This is a genomic window from Balneolaceae bacterium (assembly GCA_034521495.1).
Classification (GTDB): Bacteria; Bacteroidota; Rhodothermia; order Balneolales; family Balneolaceae; genus Rhodohalobacter.
In genome coordinates this window covers 70,246-96,735 of record JAXHMK010000013.1, presented here as the reverse complement: position 1 = coordinate 96,735, position 26,490 = coordinate 70,246, and the positions used below count along the sequence as shown (strand labels likewise).

The following is a 26,490-nucleotide window of genomic DNA, read 5'->3' as shown; positions in this document are numbered from 1 at the left end:
AGATTATTGATTTGAAGAATGGTTTGCACGGAATCATCGGCCCATCCTTTTTCAACACTTACGTTTACAACCGCATAACCCTCCGTTTCATCTTCATTGGATGAGATCTGTGCGATCCGCTCTTGAGGTGCCGCCCACTCAATATCCGCCATTGCACGAATAGTGCCCGTATGAAAATGAACCGTACTGATCCCTTTCAAGGGTGGTATCAGCGGCAAAGGTTCATCAAGTGTCTGATTCTGCGCATAGAGGTAGGAAAGACGATTTTCGAGCCTGAACCAATTATTGAGTGAATGAAGGCTCCGAAACTCCAGCCCCATTATCACTGCATCCCCCACATTCGCATATCGTTTAAAACGGAAATCGTTGTTGCTAACATCTTCTGATAAAACTCCATCGATATAATTGAAATACTGTTTATGAAAAACGGTTAATGAAAGAGATTGATGACTGGTTTCTCTTGCTACATTCAGTTCCGTATTGAGAGATCGCTCCGTTTTCAGCCATGGATTGCCGTCATAAAAGTAACCATCGGTATAGTTATAAATGTAGTGGCCGAACAGCTCCATATGATTTCCCATCCGCTCGGAATACACTACACTTCCGCCTGTACTCCATCTGTCATTGATCATCCACAGCAGATTTGCGGATGCAGACGGTAGAATACGTTGACGGGCAGAAAGATCACGGTCATACAAACCTTCAAAAAAGGATTGATGCGTTTCACTGCCAGTATTCAAACTTTTAAACCGCAGGTTCTCCTCTACCTTCAACAGCAGAGAATTGGAAAGATTGAAACGGTGCCTCAAGCCGAGACCCGCGTTGTTTGTTCGGACGTCATCCAGGTTATAAATCATCATATCTTCGATGGAGGAATCCAGGCTCTGCATGAGCATATCCCCATAGGCTTCGGAGGTAAATGCATCCACAAACCAATCGAATGAATGAGTTTTTACGGAAGCTGAACCGGCTATCTTCGACCCAAATGTTGTAGTGGTTCCGTACATCGGCATATACATTCCGCGCATGACGGTTCGGTTGGCAACATCCCGTTCATAATCGTCCATATTGTGCCGCACTCCGTTCGCATAAAGCGATATAGATGTAAAGCGAAAACGTTTATTTGAGGACGCAAAATTGAATTTCACCTGCCCGATATCAGCCAGTGCTTTCGTCGCGTCCATCAGCAGCGCGGGGTATCCAACATCATAAGCTTTGTCCGTAATGTAGTTCAGTTCAATGGAGTGATTTGAAGTAAAAGTATGCCGGTAGTTCAGATTCAGATTCAGCTTTTCATATTGTGTGTTCTCTACGGTTTGATTATTCCCGGCTTTAAAATCATCCGCCTTTTTGTAGCTGCCTGAAAATCGCACACTGTTTTTTCCGGTTTGATCGGCTACATTTCCACTCATCCGAAATGTGCGGTAGTTGTCGGGCAACCTGACTCCACTGCTCAGATCCATCGTCAATCGTTCTGAACCCGCTTTCTGAGTGATGAGATTTACCGTACTGTTGCCTGTTCCGTTTTCAGCAACGCCCGCTCCGCTTTTATCAATTTTCAGCCGGGATAAATTATTCATCTCCACATAAGAGGTGATGGGATCCATTTTATCCACACAGGCTTTAAAAACCTGCATTCCGTCGATCACAAGATTCATACGCTGATCACTTTGGCCCCGGATTACCGGTTCCCAGCCAAACGCTCCCCGCCTGGTCATAGAAACCCCATCCACGTTTTCCAGGAACTCATCCATGCTCTGTAACGGTTTCCGGTTTTGATAGGATCGAACATTGTCCCGGTCGTCATTTCCAACAACCAGGAGTTCCGTTGTTTGATGGAAAATCGCCGGTCTCAATGCAATCCTGTGGACTGAGGAATCGAGAGTAATACTTCGGTTTTTAAAGCCAACTGCCGTAATGGTTATCACCCGATAATCTTTCGGATCAACAGTAAAAATTCCATCTCTGTCTGATATAGAAATGGCTTCACCGTTTGAATCGAGAATATGGGCCCCGGGAATGGGTGACTGACTTTCTTCATCCACAACCCGTATTTGTTGCTGACCGAATACATTACTGATAGCGATCAACATTATGATCACCAGAGATATAAAATTCTTCATATTAATTTGATTATGTCTTTTGTCGTTCTAAGTGGGAGATCTGTCTAGTGTCGAGTCAAGAATCAAATGTTGGTTAAAAAGTCCCCTCCTTTTTCAAGGAGGGGATTAAGGGGTGGTTCAAAGTCCCCCTTTGAAGGGGAAAGCGAACAGAGTGAGCAGGGGGATGTACACCCTCCCGGCTTCGCCGTACTCCCCTCAAGGGAGAATAACCACCCAGGCCCCTCCTTCATAAGGAGGGGAAAATTATAACTCCATTCAGTAAACCGAAATTTCATACTTGACATAGCACTAGCGCGTTTAAAGGACCTTCGATCTCCTGAATTATGAACAAGAGATTATTTTGCCTGAACACTGTATTCAAAAACTACTTCAGGCAGTGTTTCTCCATTCACGGTTAACTCAACCGACGTTGTCCACACACCACTCATGCTGTAGTTGATATCACCCTCGTACATGCCAGACCCGGTGGCCACGGGATTTGTAAAATCGGTAGAGTGGCCGCTGCCGCCGCCCATATCCATATATGGATACACTGAAAGTTCAGCGTCGGAAACAGGCGGAAAGCTCATCATTGTCTCGCGTGTATGGACCATGAATGCAAGTTCATTATTCCCGCTGACCGGATTTTGCGGTGAATACCAGGTGATAAAATAGATCTTGTCATTTTGACTGCGCACACTGGTCAGCTTCCAGGATGAGTTTACCTCAACAGGCATCTCTCCTTCTATCAGATCACCGGCCTGGGTTAGAATTTCAAATGGAACCGACCAACTGCCCATGGTACCGCTGGGCATAATGAACACAACCATATTTTTGAGATACCGGTCATCTTCAGCGGCCGTTTGCGGTTCTGTGTAGGGAGATGAGTGTTTCATCTCGCCCATATCCATCATGGGAGTGACCGAAAGACTCTGAGGCTCAATGAGATCCCCGTTTTTCTCAATCTGCCAGTAGAAGTTGTTAAATCCTGTTTCAGGTTCTTTCTCACCGAAAAGTGAGATGGTGTAGTCCTGTACGGTTACGGAGTTTACAGGAATCAATTGTAGTTCAGAGTCGGAATTGCTGGTGTTGCAAGAAACGACAGCCAACACCAATGCTGCCATGGCCGTTACACGGCCCAATTGTTTTAAAATATTCATGGGTACTACCTGTTTAGCTTTGATTAATAATACAGGACTGCCGTTATCAACAGTCCATAATAAATCCTAAAAACAAAGCTAAACGCGGGGAGGGCGAAGCAGGTCAGAATAGACCCCATCCAGGGTATAGTCCGGATACGAATGGTAAGGTGAGTCTTTTGCAGGTGGAATTGGTGGTGAACTTTTTTCAGAGCAGGCCGCCTGGATTTTATTGAGAGCGATCAAAGCATCTGAAGTTGTGTTCTCATTTGAATGGGAAGACGTGAAATAACAGCTTTCAGCATTCGAACTGTCTCCGTGATGTTCACCATGAGACGCTAAACCATTATGATGGCACGTACAGACACTTTTACCCTCTTCAACTTCGCAATAACAGAATGAAATTTCGCAAAAGGTTCCTTCTTCATCCTGAGTATGAGTGTGATTCATCGTTAAACCCAAACCAAGCCATCCTGCAATATTCCAAATCATTACAGCAATAACCAGGAAATTGGTCCACCTGTGATATGTTCGCTCTGCACTCATCCTGATAAAGATACCACTTGATTGTGAATTTTATTTTAATTCAAAACTATGCTCCATTACCCCGTCCTTCAGGGCGGGGAACACAACAGAGATAAACTCCGGGCTTTAGCCCTTCAGAAGTGGGTTTGTGCAGGGCTGAAGCCCTGATTTTTTTAACATCATTTTAACCCCCGGCCTAAAGACCGGGGCAATAGATTGAATCTTATTTATCGTTTAGGATGCTATTAATTCAAAAATAATTATGGAAACATGAATAGAAGCAGTTGTTGTACATTCCTTTTCATTATTTTGAGTGAAATATCACAACAGGAATCAACCCTATGACACAACCTATTCTTGTTACAAAAGCATCCGGAGAGCAAGAGCCGTTTGAAGAAAAGAAACTAAGGAGATCGCTTCGAAGTGCCGGGGCAAATGATGAAACGATCAACAGCATTGCAGAAGCTGTCAATCAGTTGCTTCATGATGGAATTTCAACACAGAAAATCTACCGGGAAGCTTTTCGGCTTCTTCAGGAGGAATCTGAGCGGCTTGCTGGCAGATATAAACTAAAAGATGCCATTCTTGAACTCGGGCCGACCGGGTACCCGTTTGAACAATTTATTGCAAAACTTCTGAATAGGCAGGGATACAAAACCGAAGTCGGAGAAATTGTTGAAGGCGATTGTGTATCCCATGAGATTGATGTGATTGCTCAAAAAGACGACGAGCATTTTATGATTGAATGTAAGTTTCATAACCGAAAGGGACATACGTGCGATGTAAAAGTTCCACTCTATATTCAATCCCGTTTTTTAGATCTGAAAACCAAATGGACGAGCCTGCCGGGACATAAAAATAAAGTTCACAAAGGATGGGTGGCTACCAACACCCGGTTTACCAAAGATGCTCAACAGTATGCTGAATGTATTGGATTAAAGCTTCTGAGCTGGGATTATCCAAAGAATGAAGGATTAAAAGATCTCATCAGCAGGGCGAAACTCCACCCGGTAACCTGCCTTTCATCCCTGGATAAAGCAGAAAAACAGGAACTCCTTGAGATGGATATCATTCTCTGTTCGCAGCTTTTGGAGCACGAGCAGATACTTGATAAAATTGGAATCGATCAGCGTAAGAAAACTCAAATCTTAAACGAAGCGGGAAGTATCTGTAATCGAGATCAGGAGGAAAAATGAGTGCGTCAGTAAAGATCCATTTTCTGGGAGCGGCCGGCACGGTTACCGGCAGTAAATTTCTCATTGAATCGCCCGAGAAGAATATTCTTATTGATTGTGGTTTATTCCAGGGAATCAAAAAAATTCGTCAGTTAAACTGGAATCAACTTCCAATCCGGGTTTCAGAGATCAACCTGGTACTGCTAACTCACGGTCACCTGGACCACACCGGTTTCCTGCCAAATCTTGTTAAAATGGGATACAGAGGACCCATTTGGGCGACCGCTCCAACAATTGATATTGCAAAAATAATCCTGGAAGACAGTGCCAAAATACAGGAAGAGGAAGCTGAAAAGGCAAACAAAGAGCATTACACAAAACACAATCCCGCCAAACCGCTTTATAAACTGGAACATGTTGAAAAAACAATACCTCTTTTTGAACATCAGGATGAAGGGGAATGGATGCAGATCAGTGAAAATATTCGCGTGAGATTTCAATACAATGGCCACATCCTTGGATCCACCTACCTGGAACTCGATCTTTATGGGAAACGGTTTCTCTTTTCCGGGGATGTCGGACGTCCCTCTGATCCACTCCTTCGAAAACCAAAGAAACCCAAAAAAGCGGATTTTTTATTTTTGGAAAGCACGTATGGTGATCGTCTCCATCCCAATAAATCGACGCTGGATGAAATGCAGCAGATTATACTTGAGACCTATGAGAAAAAAGGCACGGTAATTATTCCGAGTTTTGCAGTTGAACGAGCCCAATTGCTTCTCTACCTGTTGTGGCAGCTTCGCATGCAGGATAAAATTCCCGCCTCCATACCCATCATTCTCGACAGCCCGATGGGGGCTAATGTTCTTGAACTGTTTCAAAAACATACAGATTGGCATAAACTGAATTCAGATGAGTGTGCCCAAATGTGCAATCAGGCGAGAGTTACAGCATCCTTTAAAGAAACCTGGGAGATCATCGACGATCCACAATCGAAAATAATTATTGCAGGCAGCGGAATGGTGACCGGCGGCCGTGTGCTTACATACCTTCAGCAATATATCGACCGGCCCGAAACAACTGTAATGCTTGCCGGATACCAGGCGGAGGGTACACGCGGCAGGCAACTTCTTGAGGGATTGAATGAGATTAAATTTTATGGAAAATATTTTCCGGTCAAAGCACGTATAGAATATCTCGAAGGCCTCTCCGGTCACGCTGATCAACAGGAGTTATTGGAGTGGATTTCTGATATCAAAAAAACACCCGAAAAAGTGTATCTTATTCACGGTGAGCCTCAGGCATTGGATATGCTGCGAGTCAAAATTAGTGACAAGTTTAATTGGAATGTCCACATTCCTGATCTTTTTGAGATTGATACGATACCTTTTGATTGATCTTATTCATCAATCTCCGCTAAAAAATATTATTACCAACTGAATCAATTTTTACGACTTATATTTTAAACTATTATGAGCAACAAACTTTTTTATTCCCTGGTCGCAGCGTTTATCATCGCAAGCACTGTTTTCTGGATCTACATGTTCCAGGGCGAATCATTTGCGGTTCCTTTTACAGAATCAGAAACTGTAAATGCTGAGGGTATTTCTCTCACCATGTATCACAGCCCCACCTGCGGTTGTTGTGTAAAATGGGCTGAATACCTGGAAGATCACGGTGTAGACGTGACTACCGAAGAAACAATGAATGTGTACGGTATCAAAAGAGATCACGGTGTCCCCGATCAGTTAAGCTCCTGCCATACGGCGGTTGTTGACGGATATGTGATTGAAGGACATGTTCCGGTTGAAGATATTGTGAGGCTCCTGGAAGAAAAGCCCGATGCCATTGGGCTCTCCGTTCCGGGAATGCCGGTCAACTCACCGGGAATGGATATGCCTTCAGACGAAGAATATCAAACCGTTCTTTTTGATGAGGAGAATACCACCGTCTATAATACACATCATTAGATCTGTCTGATCGCACAATTCCTGATATTTGTTATGTAACCTGATGCAACAGAGGAAGTTGTTGCTGAATAACAAAAATTTAAAATCTGGTTTAAATTATGCACTGGGTAGATGGAATAGATAGTTGGATAACACTCACATGGTGGGCGGTTCTTATCCTCATGGTGATCCTCGTTACCCGTTATTTTGTACGGCGAAACATGCATCCCGAAGAAAATACAGCATTAGAGATCTTAAAAAAGCGATATGCAAAGGGAGAGATCGACAAGGAGGAGTTTGAACGAAAGAAGAAACATATTTCGGATTAGCATCTCTCCGTTTTCCCGACAATCAGGAGATACTGGCATCCCAGACTTCTACATCCAAAAAATTTGCTGCTGTCATCCTCTATTTTTCTGAGGACTTACCCCAAATTCTATGATGTAATACATCTATACATAATAGTATCAATTCTTTTGTCTTGATTTTACAAATGGAAACCTATAGAAATAGAATCAATTGGCTGTGAATACTTGGCGGCAAAAGGACAACGAGTTGAACCGTGAAATGAATCCTTTCAATCGGTCCATCACGACTTTCAGCCTTTACATTTCGCTCTATGCACCGGTATGAAAGGATTCTTCTCACGGTTATCTCGATGTCCTTTTCCCGCCAACTATTCACAGGCCCATTACACTCTCATGTTTACTATTTTCACTTAAGTCAAAAGATTATCAATTATTGATTATATTTGTCATTAGTTGTTTTACATTTGAAAATATCAGGGTAACTTCTCCTATTTTTTTGTCAAGTAGCGCTTTGGTACATTTCATATCTTCCAGAATAGTACCATGGTTTTATTCAAGATTATGGGTTTTGCAAAATTGAATAGCAGCCAACCTCTCACAGGTGTAAAAATAGCCCAAAAAGCAGATTCAAAGAGGTTCCCCGTCTCCTGAACCATATCCATTCCCCCATAAAAAAAAGACACTTCCCGATGTGTCATAACCTGGTTTTTTGATTCCAAATTACGAGTTATCGAAAAGTGCCTGTCTCAATTCTTGATGAGGTAAAACTAACCTCTCTTTTACTCTCTATTCATTCATTGAAATGCCGCTTTGGGTCATTTCAGATCTGGCATCTTCAATCGCAGATTGCAGATTTACCAGCTCATTTTTAAGATAGTTGCCATTCCTGACTGTCTGGTCTGACAGAGAAGCGATGGATGCTATGCCCTTAGTCGTCAAGTCGTTCGACATGTAGGCCTGTATTTGATTTACGTCAGAGACATATGTTTTGAAAGCCTTTTTTACACCCACACTGTTCTCGGCAATTTTATCATAGATATTACCCAGTGCTGCACGGCGTTCATTACTTCGTTTCTGAATTTCAGGATTGTCGTATTTTTTATCTTTTTTATCCCATTCCGAGAAATACTCCTTTCCGCTCTCTTTCATTTCATCAGCATGTTTATCAAAATCTTTCTGCATATCCTTAATTTTTGAGACGTTTTTCGAATAGAGTTCGAAAGCTCTCTTCACATCTGCCTGGCCGGGTTTGGTCAATTCATCCAGGGAAGCTCCGATGGCATCAAGTTGTACAATCGTTTTTTTGATGTTGTTATCTACTGTTTTCATGGTAGATTGAACCTCTTCAGAACGTTGCATTCCGGTAGTTGAACATGAAGTGAAAGTGATTACTGTTGCCAGGAACAGCATTGCGAGATAGGTGCCTGGCCGGTTTAAATGTATCATAATCGTGGACTTTAAAATTTTCCGCATCTTGCGAGACAGTTGTGAAATAATTATCACAAAGATAATATGATCATAATACCGGCAAGAAGCCTTACATCGGGCTTGCAAATGCTTACATAGATCACTGTTTTAAAAAGCGAAGGCAGATACAGATATATAATGAAAGGCAGGTCGAGATAAGTGGTGGTTCAGGGGCTGACATTACCCATAAAATCTCAATTTTTGAGATGATATCTTTATCAAGGTTTATTGGAAAGGTTGAGTATCATTCATAATAATAGGCTATCAACCGTAACGTTCACCTTGTTCATTTTGATGCTTCGAAACAAAAGAACCAAAAATTCAAGGCGGTGAAAGAATTGGCGGCGGTCACTGAATCTCTGCTACCTTTTATCAATGGTCCACCGCGTTTATAGCTTGTTAACATCGTTAAGAGCCGGTATGATAAAAGGTCTCCGCAGATCTTCAGGCTCCCTCAATCCGCCAATTCTTTCGAGGCCGGAGTTGTTCTGACCCTAAAATAAATCAACTCTAAAACAGCAATGAATAGATGTTGAAGCACCTATTATTCATCTTTCAAAAAGCGTATTGCAAATCTATTTTTAAAATGATAAACAGATATTTTTCGAAAATATACCTAACAGCTTTACGTCAATCATTACCAATACTTTACATAGACTAAATTAGTCATATTTGAAATTACATGGGTAATGTCAGGGTTCAGGGGTGCCCCCCTTTGAAGCTGACAATACCCATATAATCTTAAGCCCATGAAGATTCCGGGTATGGATGGAGCAGATATTGAGTTCATCTAATTTTTGGTCAAAAGATTTTAAAAATCCTGTGAAGTCATGAAGGGCAGACATCCGACTCTGAAAGAGTCTGAAGAGCACAGCCCCAGGCAGAGTGAGGAGAGAGTCCGAACGCCGCCTGGGGGTAGGAGGCAGCCAACCCCAAACCCGAGCCGCCGGATGTTGAAAAGCTTCGTACGAGTTCGAGGGTTGGATTGACCGGCGTATTCGGGATTCGGAGGGGACAGCCTTTCCCATGGTATTACCGGAACCCCCTCGATAATACGTGTTGCCCGTCCGTGGTCCACCGCCTCGGGATCTCTTCTCATATTTCTTTACAAAAAAAACCTAATGACTGTATCTATTGGATGGCAACAGTTTACATCAATAATGATAAAATCAGATGGGCAATGTCTGCCCTTCGAAGGGGGCAATGGGGGATGATCGTCTATGCATCAAAACCAAGAATTGGGCATTCCAGAACTTCGAAAGTCATCCCCCAGCTCTCTCCGCCCGCTTTCCAAAGTCTTGTACCGCGGACAAGTTCGCTTCCCCCTTCAAAAAGGGGATTTTAGTCTTTTTGAGCCTGTCCAAAAAGGATGTGAGGGAAATCAATATTCTCATTTTTGTCATACCGGACCCCGATCCGGTATCTCCAAGCATAGTTAAAGAGTGGAGATTCTGAATCGAGTTCAGAATGACATCCTTTTTGGACAGCCTCGGAATTAAACCACTTTAGATTAAACTATATTACCCGACGTGTTTTTTAGAAGAACGAACTCCCTCAGAAAGATTTAAACGCTCTTTTCTTAACTTTTTAAAATAGGCAGGAGTGAGGCCCGTATGTTTTTTGAATTGAGCAATCAGAAGATCTTCATTTTTGTAATAAAGTTTTTTGGCGATCTCCTGAAGTGTCAACTCCTCATAAAGTAACAACTCTTTAATGCGTTCAACTTTCTGAAGAATTATAAATTGCATAACAGACATTCCTTTCACATCCGAAAATATTTTTAAAATAGATTCATTATCAGACCCAAGCTTATCACTGATAACATCTGAAAAATTCACCTTTGGCAACTCTTCGGAATAGTGAATTACTTCAATAATGGTATTTATGATTTTATCAATCAGTAAACTATTCGGTTCATCCAGCAATAGCAGTCCGGATTTTTGCAAATTCTGATTCAATTCATTTAGCCGATATTCTGTAATCGCTTCATGAAAAATGATAGCGCCGTGCACTGAAATGGAATATTTTATATTGAGATTTTTTAATTCTTCCTTCAGAATTAACTTGCATCGTAAGCTCACCATATATTTCACATAGAGTTTTTTGCTCACAACTTCCATTTGTTCACGCTTCTTTAAACCTGCTTTACTCATAAAATAAGTAATATTTTATAGTATTTACTATCATGGTGTATTTATGCAATGTATGCATTTTATAATAAAAGGAAAGACAAGTGTTTAAATTCCTGTCTTTCCCTTACGCTTTTCTCTCTTTCTGGTAGATTGCTTACTGTATGTTGGTCTCTTTGTTGTATTCCAAAAAATAGGGATATCGTATCACTGACCTCTTACACCTTTCTGAGAAACTTTTACAGAAATTACAGGTATATCAAAATCCACGGGTTATTTTTTCCTACAAAGTCTGAATGCTTCAACTCACATCCTCATAACCGCTTTTAATAACGGTTGATATCATTTTAAACCTGTCATTGGCTTTTATAGAATTCCGGGCATGTGCCGGTATGATTATTGCATTTCCAATTTCCAGCAATATTGAAACATCGTTGATAATAATTTCTGCCTTGCCGTCAATAATTTGGATGAATGTATCAAACGGTGATGTTTTTTGCTCTAATTTTTCTCCCGCATCAAAAGATAAAGCGTTTATATTCCCTGTCGATTTCTTGATAATCGTTTTAATAAGAACCGAATCCGGAACGTATTCAATGATTTCAACAACAATCATCGCTTTTGATTTTTCAAACTCCAACGGTTCCATTTTTTTGAGATAACTAATTAATGAGCAATAACAACAATCAAAATCTAACCTTTATTTCCAATCTGTTGCGTTACCCTTTTCTGTTCGTAATAAGTTTACAAATATGATGAACCATATCCGTTACACTCAACTACCTCATCGTTACACACATTACTGATATTTGATTTCTGTTTTACATCCCTTACTTTTTAAACCCATCAGCTACAACTCCTTGCTCAGAAATCTCCGAATGAACCAACCAAATGTGGGATATATGTAACATTATGCCAAGTCTTTGCAATATGCACCCCAAATCATTGCCATATTTTTTAACCCGTATATGCAGTAATCAGACAGATCATTTACCATGAAAAATGTAGAAAAAGTCACCTTTAACAACCGCACAAGCCGGGAATTCAGTAAAACCGTAAAGCAGCGGGTTGACCAGTATTTCCAGGAGAATGAACTCTCCAAACACGCCAACGTTCAGATGGTTGTAAAAACCGTGGTGATGTTAAGTGTGTATCTTGGCTCCTATGCGCTCATTATCTCAGGGCAGTTTTCTCTCGGCACCATGTGGTTTTTAACATTTTTGATGGGAGTAGGAACGGCCGGTATCGGTTTTTCCATTTCGCACGATGCACTTCACGGCGCCTATTCATCAAACAAACATATAAATAACGCCCTGGGATATACATTCAATCTGCTTGGGGCTAACGGCTATATGTGGAAAATTACTCATAACATTATTCACCACACTTATACCAATATTCACGGCCACGATGAGGACCTGGAAATAGCGGGCTTTATCCGTCTTTCCCCTCACTCAGAGCATAAGATGATCCATCGTGTTCAGCACATTCTTGCTTTTTTTGCCTATAGCCTGGCCATGGTAACCTGGGTGTTCATCAAAGACTATAAAAATTTTCTGAAGACAAATATCGGCCCGTATAACAACAAAAATCACCCACTCAGCGAATGGATCATCCTGTTTGTAACCAAAGGAATGTACTATGCTTATATCCTGGTTTTACCCATGCTCCTGCTTGATATTAGCTGGGTTCATCTTATCATTGGTTTTCTCACTCTTCAGTTTACAGCCGGTGTAATTATCGGGATGGTCTTTCAGCTTGCCCATGTGGTTGAGGGGACCGATCATCCTCTTCCGGACGAAGATAATATGATAGACGAGCACTGGATGATTCACGAAATGGTGACGACCAACAATTTTGCGCGTGATAATAAAGCGTTATGCTGGTTTGTTGGCGGACTCAATTTTCAGATTGAACACCATCTTTTCCCGAGAGTTTGCAGTATTCACTACCCGGCTATCAGCCCTATCGTTGAAAAAACAGCCGATGAGTTCAATATTCCCTACAATCATCATGAGACCTTTTTTGAAGCGCTGGCCTCTCATTACCGTACCCTCAAAAAATTTGGCGATCCTGATTTCACTTATACAGAAACAAGGGGTGTACATGCTTAGCGACCTGGCAGAGTTGCGGGGCATTATATTAATTGAAATCATCGCTAATCCCAAAGGTTCGAACTCTGGCAGGACCTTCGCTCTGCTCAGTACTCTTTCAAGTTCTCTGGTTAGCAACCTGCCAGAGCACCGGTGCTTTTCCGGTTCCTGCCACAACGCAGTACTACTGTGGTGGATGAAACTTGTGTTTTGAGGCGTAGATCCGAACTCTGACAGCCCCGAAGTCTCCTATCGTGTGGACACATCTTCTTACTTTTTTATAGGTGAAGGTCTTGATGCAGAAAAAAGCCATTATTGGTTATCGATGAGATCCCTCCACGCGTTCGCTGTGCTCACTTGGTCGGGATGACAAACGTGAAGTGAGAAAGCGGCAGGTTGCTTAATTTTGCCGAAAAACGGGCAACACCATTGAAGAGATGACAGAAAACTTACCTGTAGATCCAACTTTCAATAATAAGTTAGGACTTTCGTCCTTCGGCCTTGATTGGTGAGGAATCGGCGTGGTTTGCAACACTGGCACTGCGTTCGAGCGATGACAAACGCGCTGTGCGCTCACCTTGTGAGCATTCGCAGAGTGTACCCGTGCGGCAAACCATGCCCGAAGCAATCACAGCCGGGAGTTTTTGAAACCTTTTGGCGGTCCAAAAGTAATAGGGAAGAAATGGTATGTGGCTTTTGAGTTGCATAAAGAAGTATTTTATGAATCTGTCAGGTAGTGGTGAAGGGATTGCTCGCGAAAGTATTTTATGAATCTGTCATTGGTAGTGGAATCGAGGGATCTCAAAAACCACGAATGATTTAAATCAATCTGTACAAATCTACACCGAGCTTTAAAATCTGTGATATGTGTAAAGTATTACAAGTTATGTATACCGCATTTTTTAAAGGAAATGACCACATTCCTGACGTATAGAGCATTCATATTTATACATCAAAGCATAAATAATCGATTTTAAAAAATGAAACAAACAGTAGGCAGTATTTTAAGCATTGGCGGAGCGATAGGTATTCTATATTTCGGATATCAATACCTGGCCGATTCAGAATCTTTTCAAGTATTTGGAGCAGATGTAGCGGTCAGTACGGGAGACATTGTCCCGGTTCTGATTTCTGTAATCGTGCTTGTAGTTGGTTTGGTTCTTTATCGATCCAAATAAACACAGAAGTCGTTTCTCGTGAAATGAATCCATAACCAAAAGATCCATGATCCTTTTTTGAGCAATAAAGGGATTAAGGAGATACATGATTAACGTAAGTTCGAGTTAACAGAAACGAACCTCAAATGGGTCATTCTGAGCTTGACTCAGAATCTCCAGCCTTTATTTTCGAACGAAATCCTGAGTCAAGCTCAGGATGACGTTAAAAAAGCCCAAAAAATGAACAGTGAAAGCTAACGTCAAACTCACGTTAATTATCAAGCCGCTTAATCAGGAGTAAACAATGGTGAAATCAATTTTAAAGAACACTTTTCTGGTACTTATTGTCGGCCTGTTGGTTTCTGCCTGCAGTATTCAAAAAAGTGCAATAACCGGAGACAAACGTGCATATGGCTATAGCTGGAATCAGGAAAAACAGATTGGCAAAGACGCCGATCAGGAGATTCAACAGTTTTACGGGTTATATAGTAATGATGCACTGCAGAAATATGTCGATAAAATAGGGCAGGAGATGCTGGCCGTAAGCCATATGCAGCGTGCCGATACACCAAATCAGTATAGGGATACGGAATTTTACTTCCGTCTTTTAGACAGCCCGGTCGTCAACGCTTTTGCCCTGCCCGGCGGATACATTTATGTAACCAGGGGGCTGTTATCTCATCTTGATAATGAAGCTCAGCTCGCCGTGGTTTTGGGACATGAAATTGGCCATGTGGCCGCACGCCACGCCTCCCAACGTGCTTTTGAGCAACAAATAGGACAAATCGCTTTGATCGGGGGAGCCATAGCCGGTCAACAATTCCTGGGAATTCCCGGAGGTGATATTCTTGGTATGGGCAGCATGGCGGCACAGATGTTGTTTTTAAGTTACGGCAGAGAAGACGAAAGGGAATCCGATCGTCTTGGGGTAGAATACGCCTCTATGCAGCGTTATAAATCGGCTGAAGGCGCGCAATTTTTCGTATCGCTGGAGCGAATGTCTGCCCAATCCGGGCAAAGTATTCCAAGCTGGCAATCAACACACCCCGATCCCGCTGAAAGGGCAACATCTATCCCCCAACTTGCAGAAGAATGGAGAGCCAAAGGATATGAACAGACAGTTGTAAATACCGATCAGTACATGGGTATGCTTGATAACATGATCTATGGTGAAAATCCCCGCGAAGGATTTACACGAAACGGTACGTTCTATCACCCGGAAATGAAATTTCAATTCTCCTACCCGGACGGCTGGCAGATAATAAACCAGCGGTCGCTTGTAGCCGTAGTCAATAGCGATCAGAACGCGGTTTCAATTATGAGGTTGGACAACGAATCGGCAAATGCAGAGGCCTCGGTTAACGAGTTTTTAAATCAAGAGGGTATTACCACAACAGGAAAATCGAGTACAACCAGCAGAGGACTTCGAGCATTCCGGGCAGAAGCCACCGGGAATACCGAAGATGGAACTCAACTCAAATTCTATCTCTATTCTATAGAGTACGATGGTATGATTTATCGGTTTGTGAACTACACCACGCTTGACAACTACGGAACCTATGGCCCTCGCTTTCAACAGATAACCAACGGCTTTAGAGAGCTGACTGATTCAGGCATTTTAAGTATTCAGCCGGTTCGCCTGCAATCCTTTAAAACCACCCGTTCGGGCACATTCCGGTCCTTCCTCCCTAACAATCTCGAAAGCCTTACCATAACCGTTACACCCGAAGATCTTGCCATTATGAACCAGGTAGGCCTCGATGAGCGTATCGAAAGCGGTACGTGGATAAAGATCCCGAGATAGAATAAGAGATGGAAAACCAAATATTTACACCACCTCAGTCCTATCCATTCTGGTTGAAAGCAACTCTTATTCTGTTTGGACTCTGCATGTTGGTAGTTGTTTTAAACTTTGGGAAATTTATTCTGATGCCCCTTGCTTTTGCCGCCATCATTTCGATGTTACTGAACCCGGTTGTAGAACAATTTGAGGCATGGAAATTGGGGCGTGTGTTTAGCATCATACTTGTATTACTTTTAATCACAGTGGTCTTTTCAGGTATTTTGACTTTGGTAACCGTGCGGGCAGTCGAGTTTTCTGACAATCTCCCCGAAACTACTGAAAAACTCAAAAGTACACTGGCTGAAGGAGCTGTTGCTGTTGAAAGGTTTTCAGGAATTTCTCAGGAAAAACAAACCGAGTACGCAAAAAATGCTATTGAAAGTTTATTTGAAGCAGGTGGTGAGTTCATAAACTCTTTGGCACAGGCTACAACCGGCACAGTTACCTTTTTGGCGTTTATGCCCATTTTTATTTTTTTCATGCTCTACTACAAAGCGATGTACAAAACCTTTCTTCAGAAAGTATTTGAGAGGAGCCACAAATCTGATATTGATAAGATTTTACTAAGAGTTCAACATGTAACACAGAACTACCTTGTGGGACTATTCACTGTGCTCGGAATCATGGCCGTCTTAAATTCAATAGGACTGTTGATCGTAGGCCTAGATTTTGCTATTCCCTTCGCGATATTTGCATCAATGATGGCTATTATCCCGTTTGTGGGTGCAATAATAGGGGCACTTCCTGCTGTACTTTATTCATTCCTTTTCTACGATACACTTTTGTTGCCGCTACTGGTCACTGCGGTTTTTGCTGTAGTACAACTTCTTGAAAGCAGCTACCTCACTCCAAGAATCGTTGGTTCAAAAGTCTCCATCAATCCATTTATGGCCATTATCGTATTGCTTTTGGGCGCAAAGGTCTGGGGAATCGCAGGTATAATTCTCTCTATACCACTTATTGGAATCATGAGAGTCGGGTTTTCTCAAGTTGCCGAATTAAAACCCTATGGTTACCTCTTAGGAAGTATTGTTGACTATAACGAGTATGAAGAGAGTGATAAACAAGAACATGAAGAAGCAAACTCAGAGAAATAGTAAATAGTTATTTCATAGGATGACATTTAATATTCACAGGGTAATTGTAAATCTTGTAAATGCCGTAAAAAGAGTGTCACTTTAGATTTTAATTTGTGAATTCCTAAATCAACCACCTAACAATTAACCTTTGAATAAAGAAAAAACCGATAAATCGCAGAAGGTCCGATGGTTATTCGGAACAATATTCATTCTGGTTTTGCTCTGGTTAATTACATGCATTAGATGTTGATGAGTTGATTGCAAACAGACATTTTAAAGCCCGGAATTTTACCGTTCAAAAGCTTGATTTAGAGATTTCCCGTGACAAAAACCATCCTGATAAACCCAAGAATGAACGTCCTCTTATCAACACCCAATTCTCAAACCTGCCCTTTAGCGTGACCCTTGACAGCCTTTCCCTGAGTGATGGAAATATCAGCTATCGCAAATGAAAGGATGGACAAGGTACGTCAGGAACGGTTTTCTTTGATGCTGTTGAGATTATGATAACCTTCAAAACAGGAAAGGAGGGGACTTTCATCGATACTATTAGACATATTAGAAATCAAACCCATGTTTTAACTGTTTTCGGGATCAAATATAAGGCCCCAGCACTTTTGAAATTGCCCAGCCTGAGATCTTGTTGCACAATGATCGGTTATTGACGTCCTCTTCTGTTATTCGCAAATTTGCAAGAGCGGCAATGAAGTACACAACCGTACCCATCAGGAACAGAACGAGTATGCCTGCAACTGCCAGAATAATTCTTTTTAGGCTGATCCTGAAGTCTATCGACATCGTTTAATTAATTTGAAGGAAGAGTATCACAGATTAAAATAACGGGGTTAGACTTGATACTAATTAAACGGAAAGGGAATTGATTTACACTTTATGAATAAATAATTACATAATTCACATCTCGTTATTAATCATAAGTGGTTTAATTTCGAGGTTATCCAAAATGGAACATGTAAAACATGTAATTGCTACCATAACTGTGTAACGTTTAAAAGCATCAAGAGCCCTACATTTAAAATGAAGATTTAAATCAAATTGGCGAACCGATATTAAGATTCGAAGCCTAAAAAACTTACATGAAATAGGTCAATATGGAGACGTCTAACGGTGTAATGATGCAGTATTTCCACTGGTATACTCCTGCTGATGGAGCTTTGTGGAAACAATTGGCAGAAAATGCAAAAGCACTGGCTGAAGCCGGTATAACTGCTGTTTGGCTGCCGCCGTCCTATAAAGGTGCAGCGGGAGGATATGATGTAGGCTATGGAGTCTATGATCTCTTTGACCTGGGGGAATTCGATCAGAAAGGGTCCGTTCGAACGAAATACGGTACGCGCGAGGAGTACCTGGAAGGCATAAAGGCTGCACAAGAAGCAGGCCTCCAGGTATACGCCGATGTTGTGTTTAATCACAGGCTTGGCGCTGATGAAGCTGAAGAGTTTAAAGCCACTCCATACAATCCCGAAAACAGAAAGGAACCCATAGGAGAATTGCAGGAAATTAAGGCCTGGACACATTTCAATTTCCCGGGGCGAAATAATAAATACTCCGAACTTAAGTGGCACTGGTGGCATTTTAACGCAGCCGATTATAACGCCCTCGAAGATGAAACAGATGCCATCTACCTGTTTGAAGGGAAAGTATTTGATGAAAGTGTAGACGTGGAAAAGGGAAATTTTGATTACCTGATGGGTTGTAATCTCGATATCAATAATCCCGATGTGCAAAAAGAGCTGTTCTATTGGGGAGAATGGTTCATGGAAACTACAGGCGTTAATGGTTTCCGTTTTGATGCCGTAAAGCACGTAAGATCCAATTTTTTTCTTGATTGGCTGGCGCATGTTCGCTATCACACCGGTAAAGATCTGTTTGCTGTGGGCGAGTACTGGTCGGGTGAGAGCGATGCATTAGATCACTTTATCAAAAAAACAGAAGGGAGCATGATGCTTTTTGATGTGAAATTGCATTTTAATTTTGCACGTGCCGGCAAAGAAGGTGAAGATTTTGACCTGTCGACAATTTTCAATAATACCCTTGTTGAAGATCATCCAAATCATGCCGTTACTCTTGTCAGCAATCACGATACCCAGCCGCTGCAGTCCCTTGAATCCATAGTTGAATCCTGGTTCAAGCCGTTGGCTTATGCAATGATACTTTTACGAAAAGATGGATATCCCTGTGTTTTTGCAGCCGATTACTACGGGGCTGATTATAAAGATAAAGGCAATGATGGAAATGAACATGAGGTGTCGATGGCTTCTCATAAATGGTTAATTGACCAGTTCTTATTTGTCCGAAAAGAATATGCCCACGATGAGCAGAATGATTATTTTGATCATCCAAACTGTATCGGCTGGACACGAATGGGGAATAAAGGAGAACATGGAGAGCAGCATGGAATGGCCGTTTTGCTCAGCAATGGAGGTGAAGGTAGAAAGAATATGGAGACAGGCTCCCCTGATACAATCTACGTTGATATTACAAAGCATATAAAAGGCACGGTAACGACAAACGAGGATGGATGGGCTAGCCTCGGAATTAAACCACTTTAGATTAAACTATATTACCCGACGTGTTTTTTAAGAAGAACGAACTCCCTCAGAAAGATTTAAACGTTCTTTTCTTAACTTTTTAAAATAGGCTGGAGTGAGGCCCGTATGTTTTTTGAATTGAGCAATCAGAAGATCTTCATTTTTGTAATAAAGTTTTTTGGCGATCTCCTGAAGTGTCAACTCCTTATAAAGTAACAACTCTTTAATGCGTTCAATTTTCTGAAGGATTATAAATTGCATAACAGACATTCCTTTCACATCCGAAAATATTTTTAAAATAGATTCATTATCAGACCCAAGCTTATCACTGATAACATCTGAAAAATTCACCTTTGGCAACTCTTCGGAATAGTGAATTACTTCAATAATGGTATTTATGATTTTATCAATCAGTAAACTATTCGGTTCATCCAGCAATAGCAGTCCGGATTTTTGCAAATTCTGATTCAATTCATTTAGCCGATATTCTGTAATCGCTTCATGAAAAATGATAGCGCCGTGCACTGAAATGGAATATTTTATATTGAGATTTTTTAATTCTTCCTTCAGAATTAACTTGCATCGTAAGCTCACCATATATTTCACATAGAGTTTTTTGCTCACAACTTCCATTTGTTCACGCTTCTTTAAACCTGCTTTACTCATAAAATAATTAATATTTTATAGTATTTACTGTCTTAGTGTATTTATGCAATGTATGCCTTTTATAATAAAAGGAAAGACAAGTGTTTAAATTCCTGTCTTTCCCTTACGCTTTTCTCTCTTTCTGGTAGATTGCTTACTGTATGTTGGTCTCTTTGTTGTATTCCAAAAAATAGGGATATCGTATTACTTACCTCTTACACCTTTCTGAGAAACTTTTACAGAAATTACAGGTATATCAAAATCCACGGGTTATTTTTTCCTACAAAGTCTGAATGCTTCAACTCACATCCTCATAACCGCTTTTAATAACGGTTGATATCATTTTAAACCTGTCATTGGCTTTTATAGAATTCCGGGCATGTGCCGGTATGATTATTGCATTTCCAATTTCCAGCAATATTGAAACATCGTTGATAATAATTTCTGCCTTGCCGTCAATAATTTGGATGAATGTATCAAACGGTGATGTTTTTTGCTCTAATTTTTCTCCCGCATCAAAAGATAAAGCGTTTATATTCCCTGTCGATTTCTTGATAATCGTTTTAATAAGAACCGAATCCGGAACGTATTCAATGATTTCAACAACAATCATCGCTTTTGATTTTTCAAACTCCAACGGTTCCATTTTTTTGAAATAACTAATTAATGAGCAATGACAACCAAACAAAATCTAACGTTTATTTTCAATCTGTTGCGTTACCCTTTTCTGTTCGTAACAAGTTTACAAATATCATGAGCCATATCCGTTACACTCAACTACCTCATCGTTACACACATTACTGATATTTGATTTCTGTTTTACATCCCTTACTTTTTAAACCCATCAGCTACAACTCCTTGCTCAGAAATATCCGAATGAACCAACCAAATGTGGGATATATGTAACATTATGCCAAGTCTTTGCAATATGCACCCCAAATCATTGCCATATTTTTTAACCCGTATATGCAGTAATCAGATAGATCATTTACCATGAAAAATGTAGAAAAAGTCACCTTTAACAACCGCACAAGCCGGGAATTCAGTAAAACGGTAAAACAGCGGGTCGACCAATATTTCCAGGAGAACGAACTATCCAAACACGCCAACGTTCAGATGGTTATAAAGACCGTGGTGATGTTAAGTGTGTATCTTGGCTCCTATGCGCTCATTATCTCAGGGCAGTTTTCTCTCGGCACCATGTGGTTTTTAACATTTTTGATGGGAGTAGGAACGGCCGGTATCGGTTTTTCTATTTCGCACGATGCACTTCACGGCGCCTATTCATCAAACAAACATATAAATAACGCCCTGGGATATACATTCAATCTGCTGGGGGCTAACGGCTATATGTGGAAAATTACTCATAATATTATTCACCACACTTATACCAATATTCACGGCCACGATGAGGACCTGGAAATAGCGGGCTTTATCCGTCTTTCCCCTCACTCAGAGCATAAGATGATCCATCGTGTTCAGCACATTCTTGCTTTTTTTGCCTATAGCCTGGCCATGGTAACCTGGGTGTTCATCAAAGACTATAAAAATTTTCTGAAGACAAATATCGGCCCGTATAACAACAAAAATCACCCACTCAGCGAATGGATCATCCTGTTTGTAACCAAAGGAATGTACTATGCTTATATCCTGGTTCTGCCGATGCTACTGCTTGATATTAGCTGGGTTCATCTTCTAATTGGTTTTCTCACTACTTCAGTTTACAGCCGGTGTAATTATCGGGATGGTCTTTCAGCTTGCCCATGTGGTTGAGGGGACCGATCATCCTCTTCCAGACGAAGATAATATGATAGACGAGCACTGGATGATTCACGAAATGGTGACGACCAACAATTTTGCGCGTGATAATAAAGCGTTATGCTGGTTTGTTGGAGGACTCAATTTTCAGATTGAACACCATCTTTTCCCGAGAGTTTGCAGTATTCACTACCCGGCTATCAGCCCTATCGTTGAAAAAACAGCCGATGAGTTCAATATTCCTACAATCATCATGAGACCTTTTTTGAAGCGCTGGCCTCTCATTACCGTACCCTCAAAAAATTTGGCGATCCTGATTTCACTTATACAGAAACAAGGGGTGTACATGCTTAGCGACCTGGCAGAGTTGCGGGGCATTATTGAAGCAACTTGTGTTTTGAGGCATAGATCCGAACTCTGGCAGGACCTTCACTTCGTTACGGACTCTGCCAGGTTCTTAGGTCAGCAACCTGAGAGCGGCCGGTGCTTTTCCTGGCTCCTGCCACAACGCATACTACTGTGGTGGATGAAAATTGTGGTGAATAGCCGAACTCTGACAGCCCCGAAGTCTCCTATCGTGTGGACACATCGTTACTTGTTTTAAATTATTCATGGTTTTTGGGAGGTACTGTGATAAATGTCAAGTATGCCTACCCATAATCACCTTATTTTTTTAGGGTTTTACCATTATTTGCTGATAGTGGAATTCCGGATCATATTCTTTACCGCTTTTCCACAGGCTATAAACTAACAAAAGCAGTTTTCGCATGACGGCCGTTACTGCAATCATTTTTTGATTCGGATGCTTCTCAACCAATCGTTCATAAAAGAGTTTTAACGCCGGGTTATGCTGGATTGCACTCATGGCAGGCATGTATAAAGCCTTGCGTAAATGGGCGTTTCCGTGTTTAGAAATTTTGGTAGCTCCCTGACGATTACCGGATTCATCCAGGACCACATCCAGGCCACTATAACTGGCCAGTTGATTTCGATTTGTAATGAGGGCGAAGCCGTCCGTCTCGGCAATAATATCTAAGACGGTTTGCTCGCCTATGCCATTAATCCCAGCAATACGGGACACCGGTTCGGCCAGCTGCTGATTGGATTGCCAAAGATTGTCAAGTTCAGTGGATATCTGTTTCAGATATCGTCCGATCTGTTTTGCGTGGTCGGAGAGCCGTTCAAGGCTTGTTTGTGGATGTCCCCATGCCTTGCGGGCGGCATGTAACCGATTCATCAGTTGTGTATGCTGCTTTTGCAACTGCTCTCGTTCACGGATCAAGGCTTTGATCTTACGCAATCGCGGGCTGGCTGGTTTCCACATCTCAGGGTGTCGTTCCAACCCGTAGCGGCTCAATATACGAGCATCAATGGCATCGGTTTTTGATTTGATAGGCAAACTCTTTGCGTAATGAGCAGCTCGACTGGCGACCAAAACGCAGACGTTTTCCCCGGCCTTGTGTAAAAAATAAGCCAGTTGTTCATAATACACACCGGTGGCCTCCATGACAAACCACACAGGTCGGTTTTGATCAGACTGCTTCCGGGCCCAGGATAAAAGCGATTCGAAACCCTCACGCGCATTTTTAAAGCAACGAGATGTGCTAAAGTTCATGGACTCTGAAGATGTTTTCTTGCCAGAGCAGACCTCCAGGGTGTCTTTGGAAACATCAATTCCGACAGCATGTTTGCGAATGGATAATGAATTTGAGTTTTTCATAAAACAAACAGTTCTTTCAATGAAAGATTCGATGATTAAGAGGAAGTGGTTTTCTACTAATCTCATGAACAATGCGAACTCAGTTTTCCAACAAACCGGTTCTTCGTACTGGTTGAGTATAAAAACCTGAGAAGAGCGAGGAGCTATATGCTCCCAAAACAGCCTCTTTGTTTGTGGCAAAGGGCTTTGATCCCAATCCCGCTCTCTCGCTGGTTCCTCAGGAAACCCCATTGACAGCTGTCAATGGGGTTTCTAATGATCAAACTTAAAATAATTAAGTAACAATGTGGAATAGCTAACATATGAGATCCCTCGATTCCATCCCCGACAGCACCAAAGGCATCCCATCGGGGAAATGACCTGTCGGGATCCACTCGGATGACGCGTGGCCGTCATCGAGCGCAGCGGCGGGCAGTACAAGACATTTTTTCTAATAAAACCTTTGAAGCCCGCCGCTTCTTCACCCACCCGTTTGTCATCCCGACCAAGTGAGTGGAAGCGAACGCATGGAGGGATCTCATCGATAACCGATAAGGGCCGGATTCCTGTAGCAAGACCTTCACCTATATATTAGTAAGAAAATGTGTCCACACGATAGGAAGTCTCGCTCCGCTCAAGCTCTGTGAAGGTTATCTGTTCGCGCTAAACAGATACCAATGAGTTGAGGTCAAATCGAAGCAGCTATAAAAATTACTTTCACGGAATGATTTAGATCAATCTGTACAAATCTACACCGAGCTTTAAAATCTGTGATATGTGTAAAGTATTACAAGTTATGTATACCGCATTTTTTAAAGGAAATGACCACATTCCTGACGTATAGAGCATTCATATTTGTACATCAAAGCATAAATAATCGATTTTAAAAAATGAAACAAACAGTAGGCAGTATTTTAAGCATTGGCGGAGCGATAGGTATTCTATATTTCGGATATCAATACCTGGCCGATTCAGAATCTTTTCAAGTATTTGGAGCAGATGTAGCGGTCAGTACGGGAGACATTATCCCCGTTCTGATTTCTGTAATCGTGCTTGTAGTTGGTTTGGTTCTTTATCGATCCAAATAAACACAGAAGTCGTTTCTCGTGAAATGAATCCATAACCAAAAGATCCATGATCCTTTTTTGAGCAATAAAGGGATTAAGGAGATACATGATTAACGTAAGTTCGAGTTAACAGAAACGAACCTCAAATGGGTCATTCTGAGCTTGACTCAGAATCTCCAGCCTTTATTTTCGAACGAAATCCTGAGTCAAGCTCAGGATGACGTTAAAAAAGCCCAAAAAATAAACCAGTGAAAGCTTCACGTCAAACTCACGTTAATTATCAAGCCGCTTAATCAGGAGTAAACAATGGTGAAATCAATTTTAAAGAACACTTTTCTGGTACTTATTGTCGGCCTGTTGGTTTCTGCCTGCAGTATTCAAAAAAGTGCAATAACCGGAGACAAACGTGCATATGGCTATAGCTGGAATCAGGAAAAACAGATTGGCAAAGACGCCGATCAGGAGATTCAACAGTTTTACGGGTTATATAGTAATGATGCACTGCAGAAATATGTCGATAAAATAGGGCAGGAGATGCTGGCCGTAAGCCATATGCAGCGTGCCGATACACCAAATCAGTATAGGGATACGGAATTTTACTTCCGTCTTTTAGACAGCCCGGTCGTCAACGCTTTTGCCCTTCCTGGTGGATATATTTATGTAACCAGGGGCTTGTTATCTCATCTTGATAATGAAGCTCAGCTCGCCGTGGTTTTGGGACATGAGATCGGCCATGTGGCTGCACGCCACGCCTCCCAACGCGCTTTTGAGCAACAAATAGGACAAATCGCTTTGATCGGGGGAGCCATAGCCGGTCAACAATTTCTGGGAATTCCCGGAGGTGATATTCTTGGTATGGGCAGCATGGCGGCACAGATGTTGTTTTTAAGTTACGGCAGAGAAGACGAAAGGGAATCCGATCGTCTTGGGGTAGAATACGCCTCTATGCAGCGTTATAAATCGGCTGAAGGCGCGCAATTTTTCGTATCGCTGGAGCGAATGTCTGCCCAATCCGGGCAAAGTATTCCAAGCTGGCAATCAACACACCCCGATCCCGCTGAAAGGGCAACATCTATCCCCCAACTTGCAGAAGAGTGGAGAGCCAAAGGATATGAACAGACAGTTGTAAATACCGATCAGTACATGGGTATGCTTGATAACATGATCTATGGTGAAAATCCCCGCGAAGGATTTACACGAAACGGTACGTTCTATCACCCGGAAATGAAATTTCAATTCTCCTACCCGGACGGCTGGCAGGTCATCAACCAGCGGTCGCTTGTAGCCGTAGTCAATAGCGATCAGAACGCGGTTTCAATTATGAGGTTGGACAACGAATCGGCAAATGCAGAGGCCTCGGTTAACGAGTTTTTAAATCAAGAGGGTATTACCACAACAGGAAAATCGAGTACAACCAGCAGAGGACTTCGAGCATTCCGGGCAGAAGCCACCGGGAATACCGAAGATGGAACTCAACTCAAATTCTATCTCTATTCTATAGAGTACGATGGAATGATTTATCGGTTTGTGAACTACACCACGCTTGACAACTACGGAACCTACGGCCCTCGCTTTCAACAGATAACCAACGGCTTTAGAGAGCTGACTGATTCAGGCATTTTAAGTATTCAGCCGGTTCGCCTGCAATCCTTTAAAACCACCCGTTCAGGCACATTCCGGTCCTTCCTCCCTAACAATCTCGAAAGCCTTACCATATCCGTTACACACGAAGATCTTGCCATTATGAACCAGGTAGGCCTCGATGAGCGTATCGAAAGCGGTACGTGGATAAAGATCCCGAGATAG

At 41.9% G+C, this 26,490-nt stretch carries 22 protein-coding genes; 13 read left to right on the top strand and 9 right to left on the bottom strand.

What is annotated here, in order from left to right; genetic code table 11:
- The 3 genes from U5K72_14025 to U5K72_14015 form a co-directional block, all read right to left on the bottom strand.
- The coding region (locus U5K72_14025) for a TonB-dependent receptor (GenBank protein ID MDZ7719929.1) at positions 1–2,123 on the bottom strand (2,123 nt) is incomplete at its 3' end.
- Positions 2,124–2,458: 335 nt separating this feature from the next.
- Positions 2,459–3,262, bottom strand: coding sequence for a FixH family protein (locus U5K72_14020; protein ID MDZ7719928.1), 804 nt, complete (start codon positions 3,260–3,262; stop codon positions 2,459–2,461).
- A gap of 78 nt (positions 3,263–3,340) precedes the next feature.
- Positions 3,341–3,787, bottom strand: a complete 447-nt coding sequence (locus U5K72_14015; protein ID MDZ7719927.1) for a hypothetical protein — start codon at positions 3,785–3,787, stop codon at positions 3,341–3,343.
- A 320-nt stretch (positions 3,788–4,107) separates the two neighbouring features.
- Between U5K72_14015 and U5K72_14010 the strand changes: the two genes are divergently transcribed.
- The 4 genes from U5K72_14010 to U5K72_13995 all read left to right on the top strand — a co-directional run bounded on the left by U5K72_14010 (position 4,108) and on the right by U5K72_13995 (position 7,219).
- Positions 4,108–4,962: a restriction endonuclease gene (locus U5K72_14010; protein MDZ7719926.1), complete on the top strand. Its 855-nt coding sequence runs from the start codon at positions 4,108–4,110 to the stop codon at positions 4,960–4,962.
- On the top strand, positions 4,959–6,338 hold the full coding sequence (locus U5K72_14005) for an MBL fold metallo-hydrolase (GenBank protein MDZ7719925.1): 1,380 nt from the start codon (positions 4,959–4,961) through the stop codon (positions 6,336–6,338). The genes U5K72_14010 and U5K72_14005 overlap by 4 nt, the downstream gene beginning before the upstream one ends.
- Positions 6,339–6,413: 75 nt before the next feature.
- A complete protein-coding gene (locus U5K72_14000) occupies positions 6,414–6,911 on the top strand; it encodes a DUF411 domain-containing protein (GenBank protein ID MDZ7719924.1) in 498 nt (165 codons plus the stop codon).
- 98 nt (positions 6,912–7,009) lie between these two features.
- Entirely contained in the window at positions 7,010–7,219 is a 210-nt protein-coding gene (locus U5K72_13995) for an SHOCT domain-containing protein (protein MDZ7719923.1), read from the top strand.
- Positions 7,220–7,984: 765 nt separating this feature from the next.
- Here U5K72_13995 and U5K72_13990 read toward each other — a convergent pair.
- The 3 genes from U5K72_13990 to U5K72_13980 form a co-directional block, all read right to left on the bottom strand.
- Positions 7,985–8,644, bottom strand: a complete 660-nt coding sequence (locus U5K72_13990) for a hypothetical protein (protein MDZ7719922.1) — start codon at positions 8,642–8,644, stop codon at positions 7,985–7,987.
- Between the two features lie 1,541 nt (positions 8,645–10,185).
- A complete protein-coding gene (locus U5K72_13985) occupies positions 10,186–10,818 on the bottom strand; it encodes a helix-turn-helix domain-containing protein (protein ID MDZ7719921.1) in 633 nt (210 codons plus the stop codon).
- 277 nt (positions 10,819–11,095) lie between these two features.
- Entirely contained in the window at positions 11,096–11,443 is a 348-nt protein-coding gene (locus U5K72_13980; GenBank protein ID MDZ7719920.1) for a cupin domain-containing protein, read from the bottom strand.
- A gap of 346 nt (positions 11,444–11,789) precedes the next feature.
- On the opposite strand from U5K72_13980, the gene U5K72_13975 reads away from it, so the two are divergent.
- The 5 genes from U5K72_13975 (at position 11,790) to U5K72_13955 (ending at position 19,536) form a co-directional block, all read left to right on the top strand.
- Complete coding sequence (locus tag U5K72_13975) at positions 11,790–12,908, top strand: acyl-CoA desaturase (protein ID MDZ7719919.1); 1,119 nt, start codon at positions 11,790–11,792, stop codon at positions 12,906–12,908.
- Positions 12,909–13,867: 959 nt separating this feature from the next.
- A complete protein-coding gene (locus U5K72_13970; GenBank protein MDZ7719918.1) occupies positions 13,868–14,065 on the top strand; it encodes a hypothetical protein in 198 nt (65 codons plus the stop codon).
- A 283-nt stretch (positions 14,066–14,348) separates the two neighbouring features.
- The gene (locus U5K72_13965; GenBank protein MDZ7719917.1) at positions 14,349–15,848 is read left to right on the top strand and encodes a M48 family metalloprotease; all 1,500 of its coding nucleotides are present in this window, start codon (positions 14,349–14,351) and stop codon (positions 15,846–15,848) included.
- 8 nt (positions 15,849–15,856) lie between these two features.
- Positions 15,857–16,984: an AI-2E family transporter gene (locus tag U5K72_13960; GenBank protein MDZ7719916.1), complete on the top strand. Its 1,128-nt coding sequence runs from the start codon at positions 15,857–15,859 to the stop codon at positions 16,982–16,984.
- A gap of 1,091 nt (positions 16,985–18,075) precedes the next feature.
- Entirely contained in the window at positions 18,076–19,536 is a 1,461-nt protein-coding gene (locus U5K72_13955; protein MDZ7719915.1) for an alpha-amylase, read from the top strand.
- Positions 19,537–19,563: 27 nt separating this feature from the next.
- Here the strand turns inward: U5K72_13955 and U5K72_13950 are convergent, their stop codons facing one another.
- Together U5K72_13950 and U5K72_13945 are read right to left on the bottom strand one after the other, a co-directional pair.
- On the bottom strand, positions 19,564–20,181 hold the full coding sequence (locus U5K72_13950) for a helix-turn-helix domain-containing protein (GenBank protein ID MDZ7719914.1): 618 nt from the start codon (positions 20,179–20,181) through the stop codon (positions 19,564–19,566).
- A gap of 277 nt (positions 20,182–20,458) precedes the next feature.
- Positions 20,459–20,806: a cupin domain-containing protein gene (locus U5K72_13945; protein MDZ7719913.1), complete on the bottom strand. Its 348-nt coding sequence runs from the start codon at positions 20,804–20,806 to the stop codon at positions 20,459–20,461.
- Between the two features lie 347 nt (positions 20,807–21,153).
- Between U5K72_13945 and U5K72_13940 the strand changes: the two genes are divergently transcribed.
- Together U5K72_13940 and U5K72_13935 are read left to right on the top strand one after the other, a co-directional pair.
- On the top strand, positions 21,154–21,933 hold the full coding sequence (locus U5K72_13940) for a fatty acid desaturase (GenBank protein MDZ7719912.1): 780 nt from the start codon (positions 21,154–21,156) through the stop codon (positions 21,931–21,933).
- Positions 21,905–22,522, top strand: coding sequence for a fatty acid desaturase (locus U5K72_13935; GenBank protein MDZ7719911.1), 618 nt, complete (start codon positions 21,905–21,907; stop codon positions 22,520–22,522). Before U5K72_13940 ends, U5K72_13935 begins: the two co-directional genes overlap by 29 nt.
- 69 nt (positions 22,523–22,591) lie before the next feature.
- Here the strand turns inward: U5K72_13935 and U5K72_13930 are convergent, their stop codons facing one another.
- A complete protein-coding gene (locus tag U5K72_13930) occupies positions 22,592–23,704 on the bottom strand; it encodes an IS110 family transposase (protein ID MDZ7719910.1) in 1,113 nt (370 codons plus the stop codon).
- A gap of 803 nt (positions 23,705–24,507) precedes the next feature.
- Here U5K72_13930 and U5K72_13925 point away from each other — a divergent pair.
- Both U5K72_13925 and U5K72_13920 read left to right on the top strand, forming a co-directional pair.
- A complete protein-coding gene (locus tag U5K72_13925) occupies positions 24,508–24,705 on the top strand; it encodes a hypothetical protein (GenBank protein MDZ7719909.1) in 198 nt (65 codons plus the stop codon).
- A gap of 285 nt (positions 24,706–24,990) precedes the next feature.
- Positions 24,991–26,490, top strand: a complete 1,500-nt coding sequence (locus tag U5K72_13920; protein MDZ7719908.1) for a M48 family metalloprotease — start codon at positions 24,991–24,993, stop codon at positions 26,488–26,490.

Excerpts from the sequence above, each read along its gene's own strand:
- U5K72_14020 (MDZ7719928.1), bottom strand. The coding sequence starts at position 3,262 with ATGAATATTTTAAAACAATTGGGCCGTGTAACGGCCATGGCAGCATTG.
- U5K72_14015 (MDZ7719927.1), bottom strand. The coding sequence starts at position 3,787 with ATGAGTGCAGAGCGAACATATCACAGGTGGACCAATTTCCTGGTTATT.
- U5K72_14010 (MDZ7719926.1), top strand. The coding sequence starts at position 4,108 with ATGACACAACCTATTCTTGTTACAAAAGCATCCGGAGAGCAAGAGCCG.
- U5K72_14005 (MDZ7719925.1), top strand. The coding sequence starts at position 4,959 with ATGAGTGCGTCAGTAAAGATCCATTTTCTGGGAGCGGCCGGCACGGTT.
- U5K72_14000 (MDZ7719924.1), top strand. The coding sequence starts at position 6,414 with ATGAGCAACAAACTTTTTTATTCCCTGGTCGCAGCGTTTATCATCGCA.
- U5K72_13995 (MDZ7719923.1), top strand. The coding sequence starts at position 7,010 with ATGCACTGGGTAGATGGAATAGATAGTTGGATAACACTCACATGGTGG.
- U5K72_13990 (MDZ7719922.1), bottom strand. The coding sequence starts at position 8,644 with ATGATACATTTAAACCGGCCAGGCACCTATCTCGCAATGCTGTTCCTG.
- U5K72_13985 (MDZ7719921.1), bottom strand. The coding sequence starts at position 10,818 with ATGAGTAAAGCAGGTTTAAAGAAGCGTGAACAAATGGAAGTTGTGAGC.
- U5K72_13980 (MDZ7719920.1), bottom strand. The coding sequence starts at position 11,443 with ATGGAACCGTTGGAGTTTGAAAAATCAAAAGCGATGATTGTTGTTGAA.
- U5K72_13975 (MDZ7719919.1), top strand. The coding sequence starts at position 11,790 with ATGAAAAATGTAGAAAAAGTCACCTTTAACAACCGCACAAGCCGGGAA.
- U5K72_13970 (MDZ7719918.1), top strand. The coding sequence starts at position 13,868 with ATGAAACAAACAGTAGGCAGTATTTTAAGCATTGGCGGAGCGATAGGT.
- U5K72_13965 (MDZ7719917.1), top strand. The coding sequence starts at position 14,349 with ATGGTGAAATCAATTTTAAAGAACACTTTTCTGGTACTTATTGTCGGC.
- U5K72_13960 (MDZ7719916.1), top strand. The coding sequence starts at position 15,857 with ATGGAAAACCAAATATTTACACCACCTCAGTCCTATCCATTCTGGTTG.
- U5K72_13955 (MDZ7719915.1), top strand. The coding sequence starts at position 18,076 with ATGGAGACGTCTAACGGTGTAATGATGCAGTATTTCCACTGGTATACT.
- U5K72_13950 (MDZ7719914.1), bottom strand. The coding sequence starts at position 20,181 with ATGAGTAAAGCAGGTTTAAAGAAGCGTGAACAAATGGAAGTTGTGAGC.
- U5K72_13945 (MDZ7719913.1), bottom strand. The coding sequence starts at position 20,806 with ATGGAACCGTTGGAGTTTGAAAAATCAAAAGCGATGATTGTTGTTGAA.
- U5K72_13940 (MDZ7719912.1), top strand. The coding sequence starts at position 21,154 with ATGAAAAATGTAGAAAAAGTCACCTTTAACAACCGCACAAGCCGGGAA.
- U5K72_13935 (MDZ7719911.1), top strand. The coding sequence starts at position 21,905 with ATGGTCTTTCAGCTTGCCCATGTGGTTGAGGGGACCGATCATCCTCTT.
- U5K72_13930 (MDZ7719910.1), bottom strand. The coding sequence starts at position 23,704 with ATGAGATTAGTAGAAAACCACTTCCTCTTAATCATCGAATCTTTCATT.
- U5K72_13925 (MDZ7719909.1), top strand. The coding sequence starts at position 24,508 with ATGAAACAAACAGTAGGCAGTATTTTAAGCATTGGCGGAGCGATAGGT.
- U5K72_13920 (MDZ7719908.1), top strand. The coding sequence starts at position 24,991 with ATGGTGAAATCAATTTTAAAGAACACTTTTCTGGTACTTATTGTCGGC.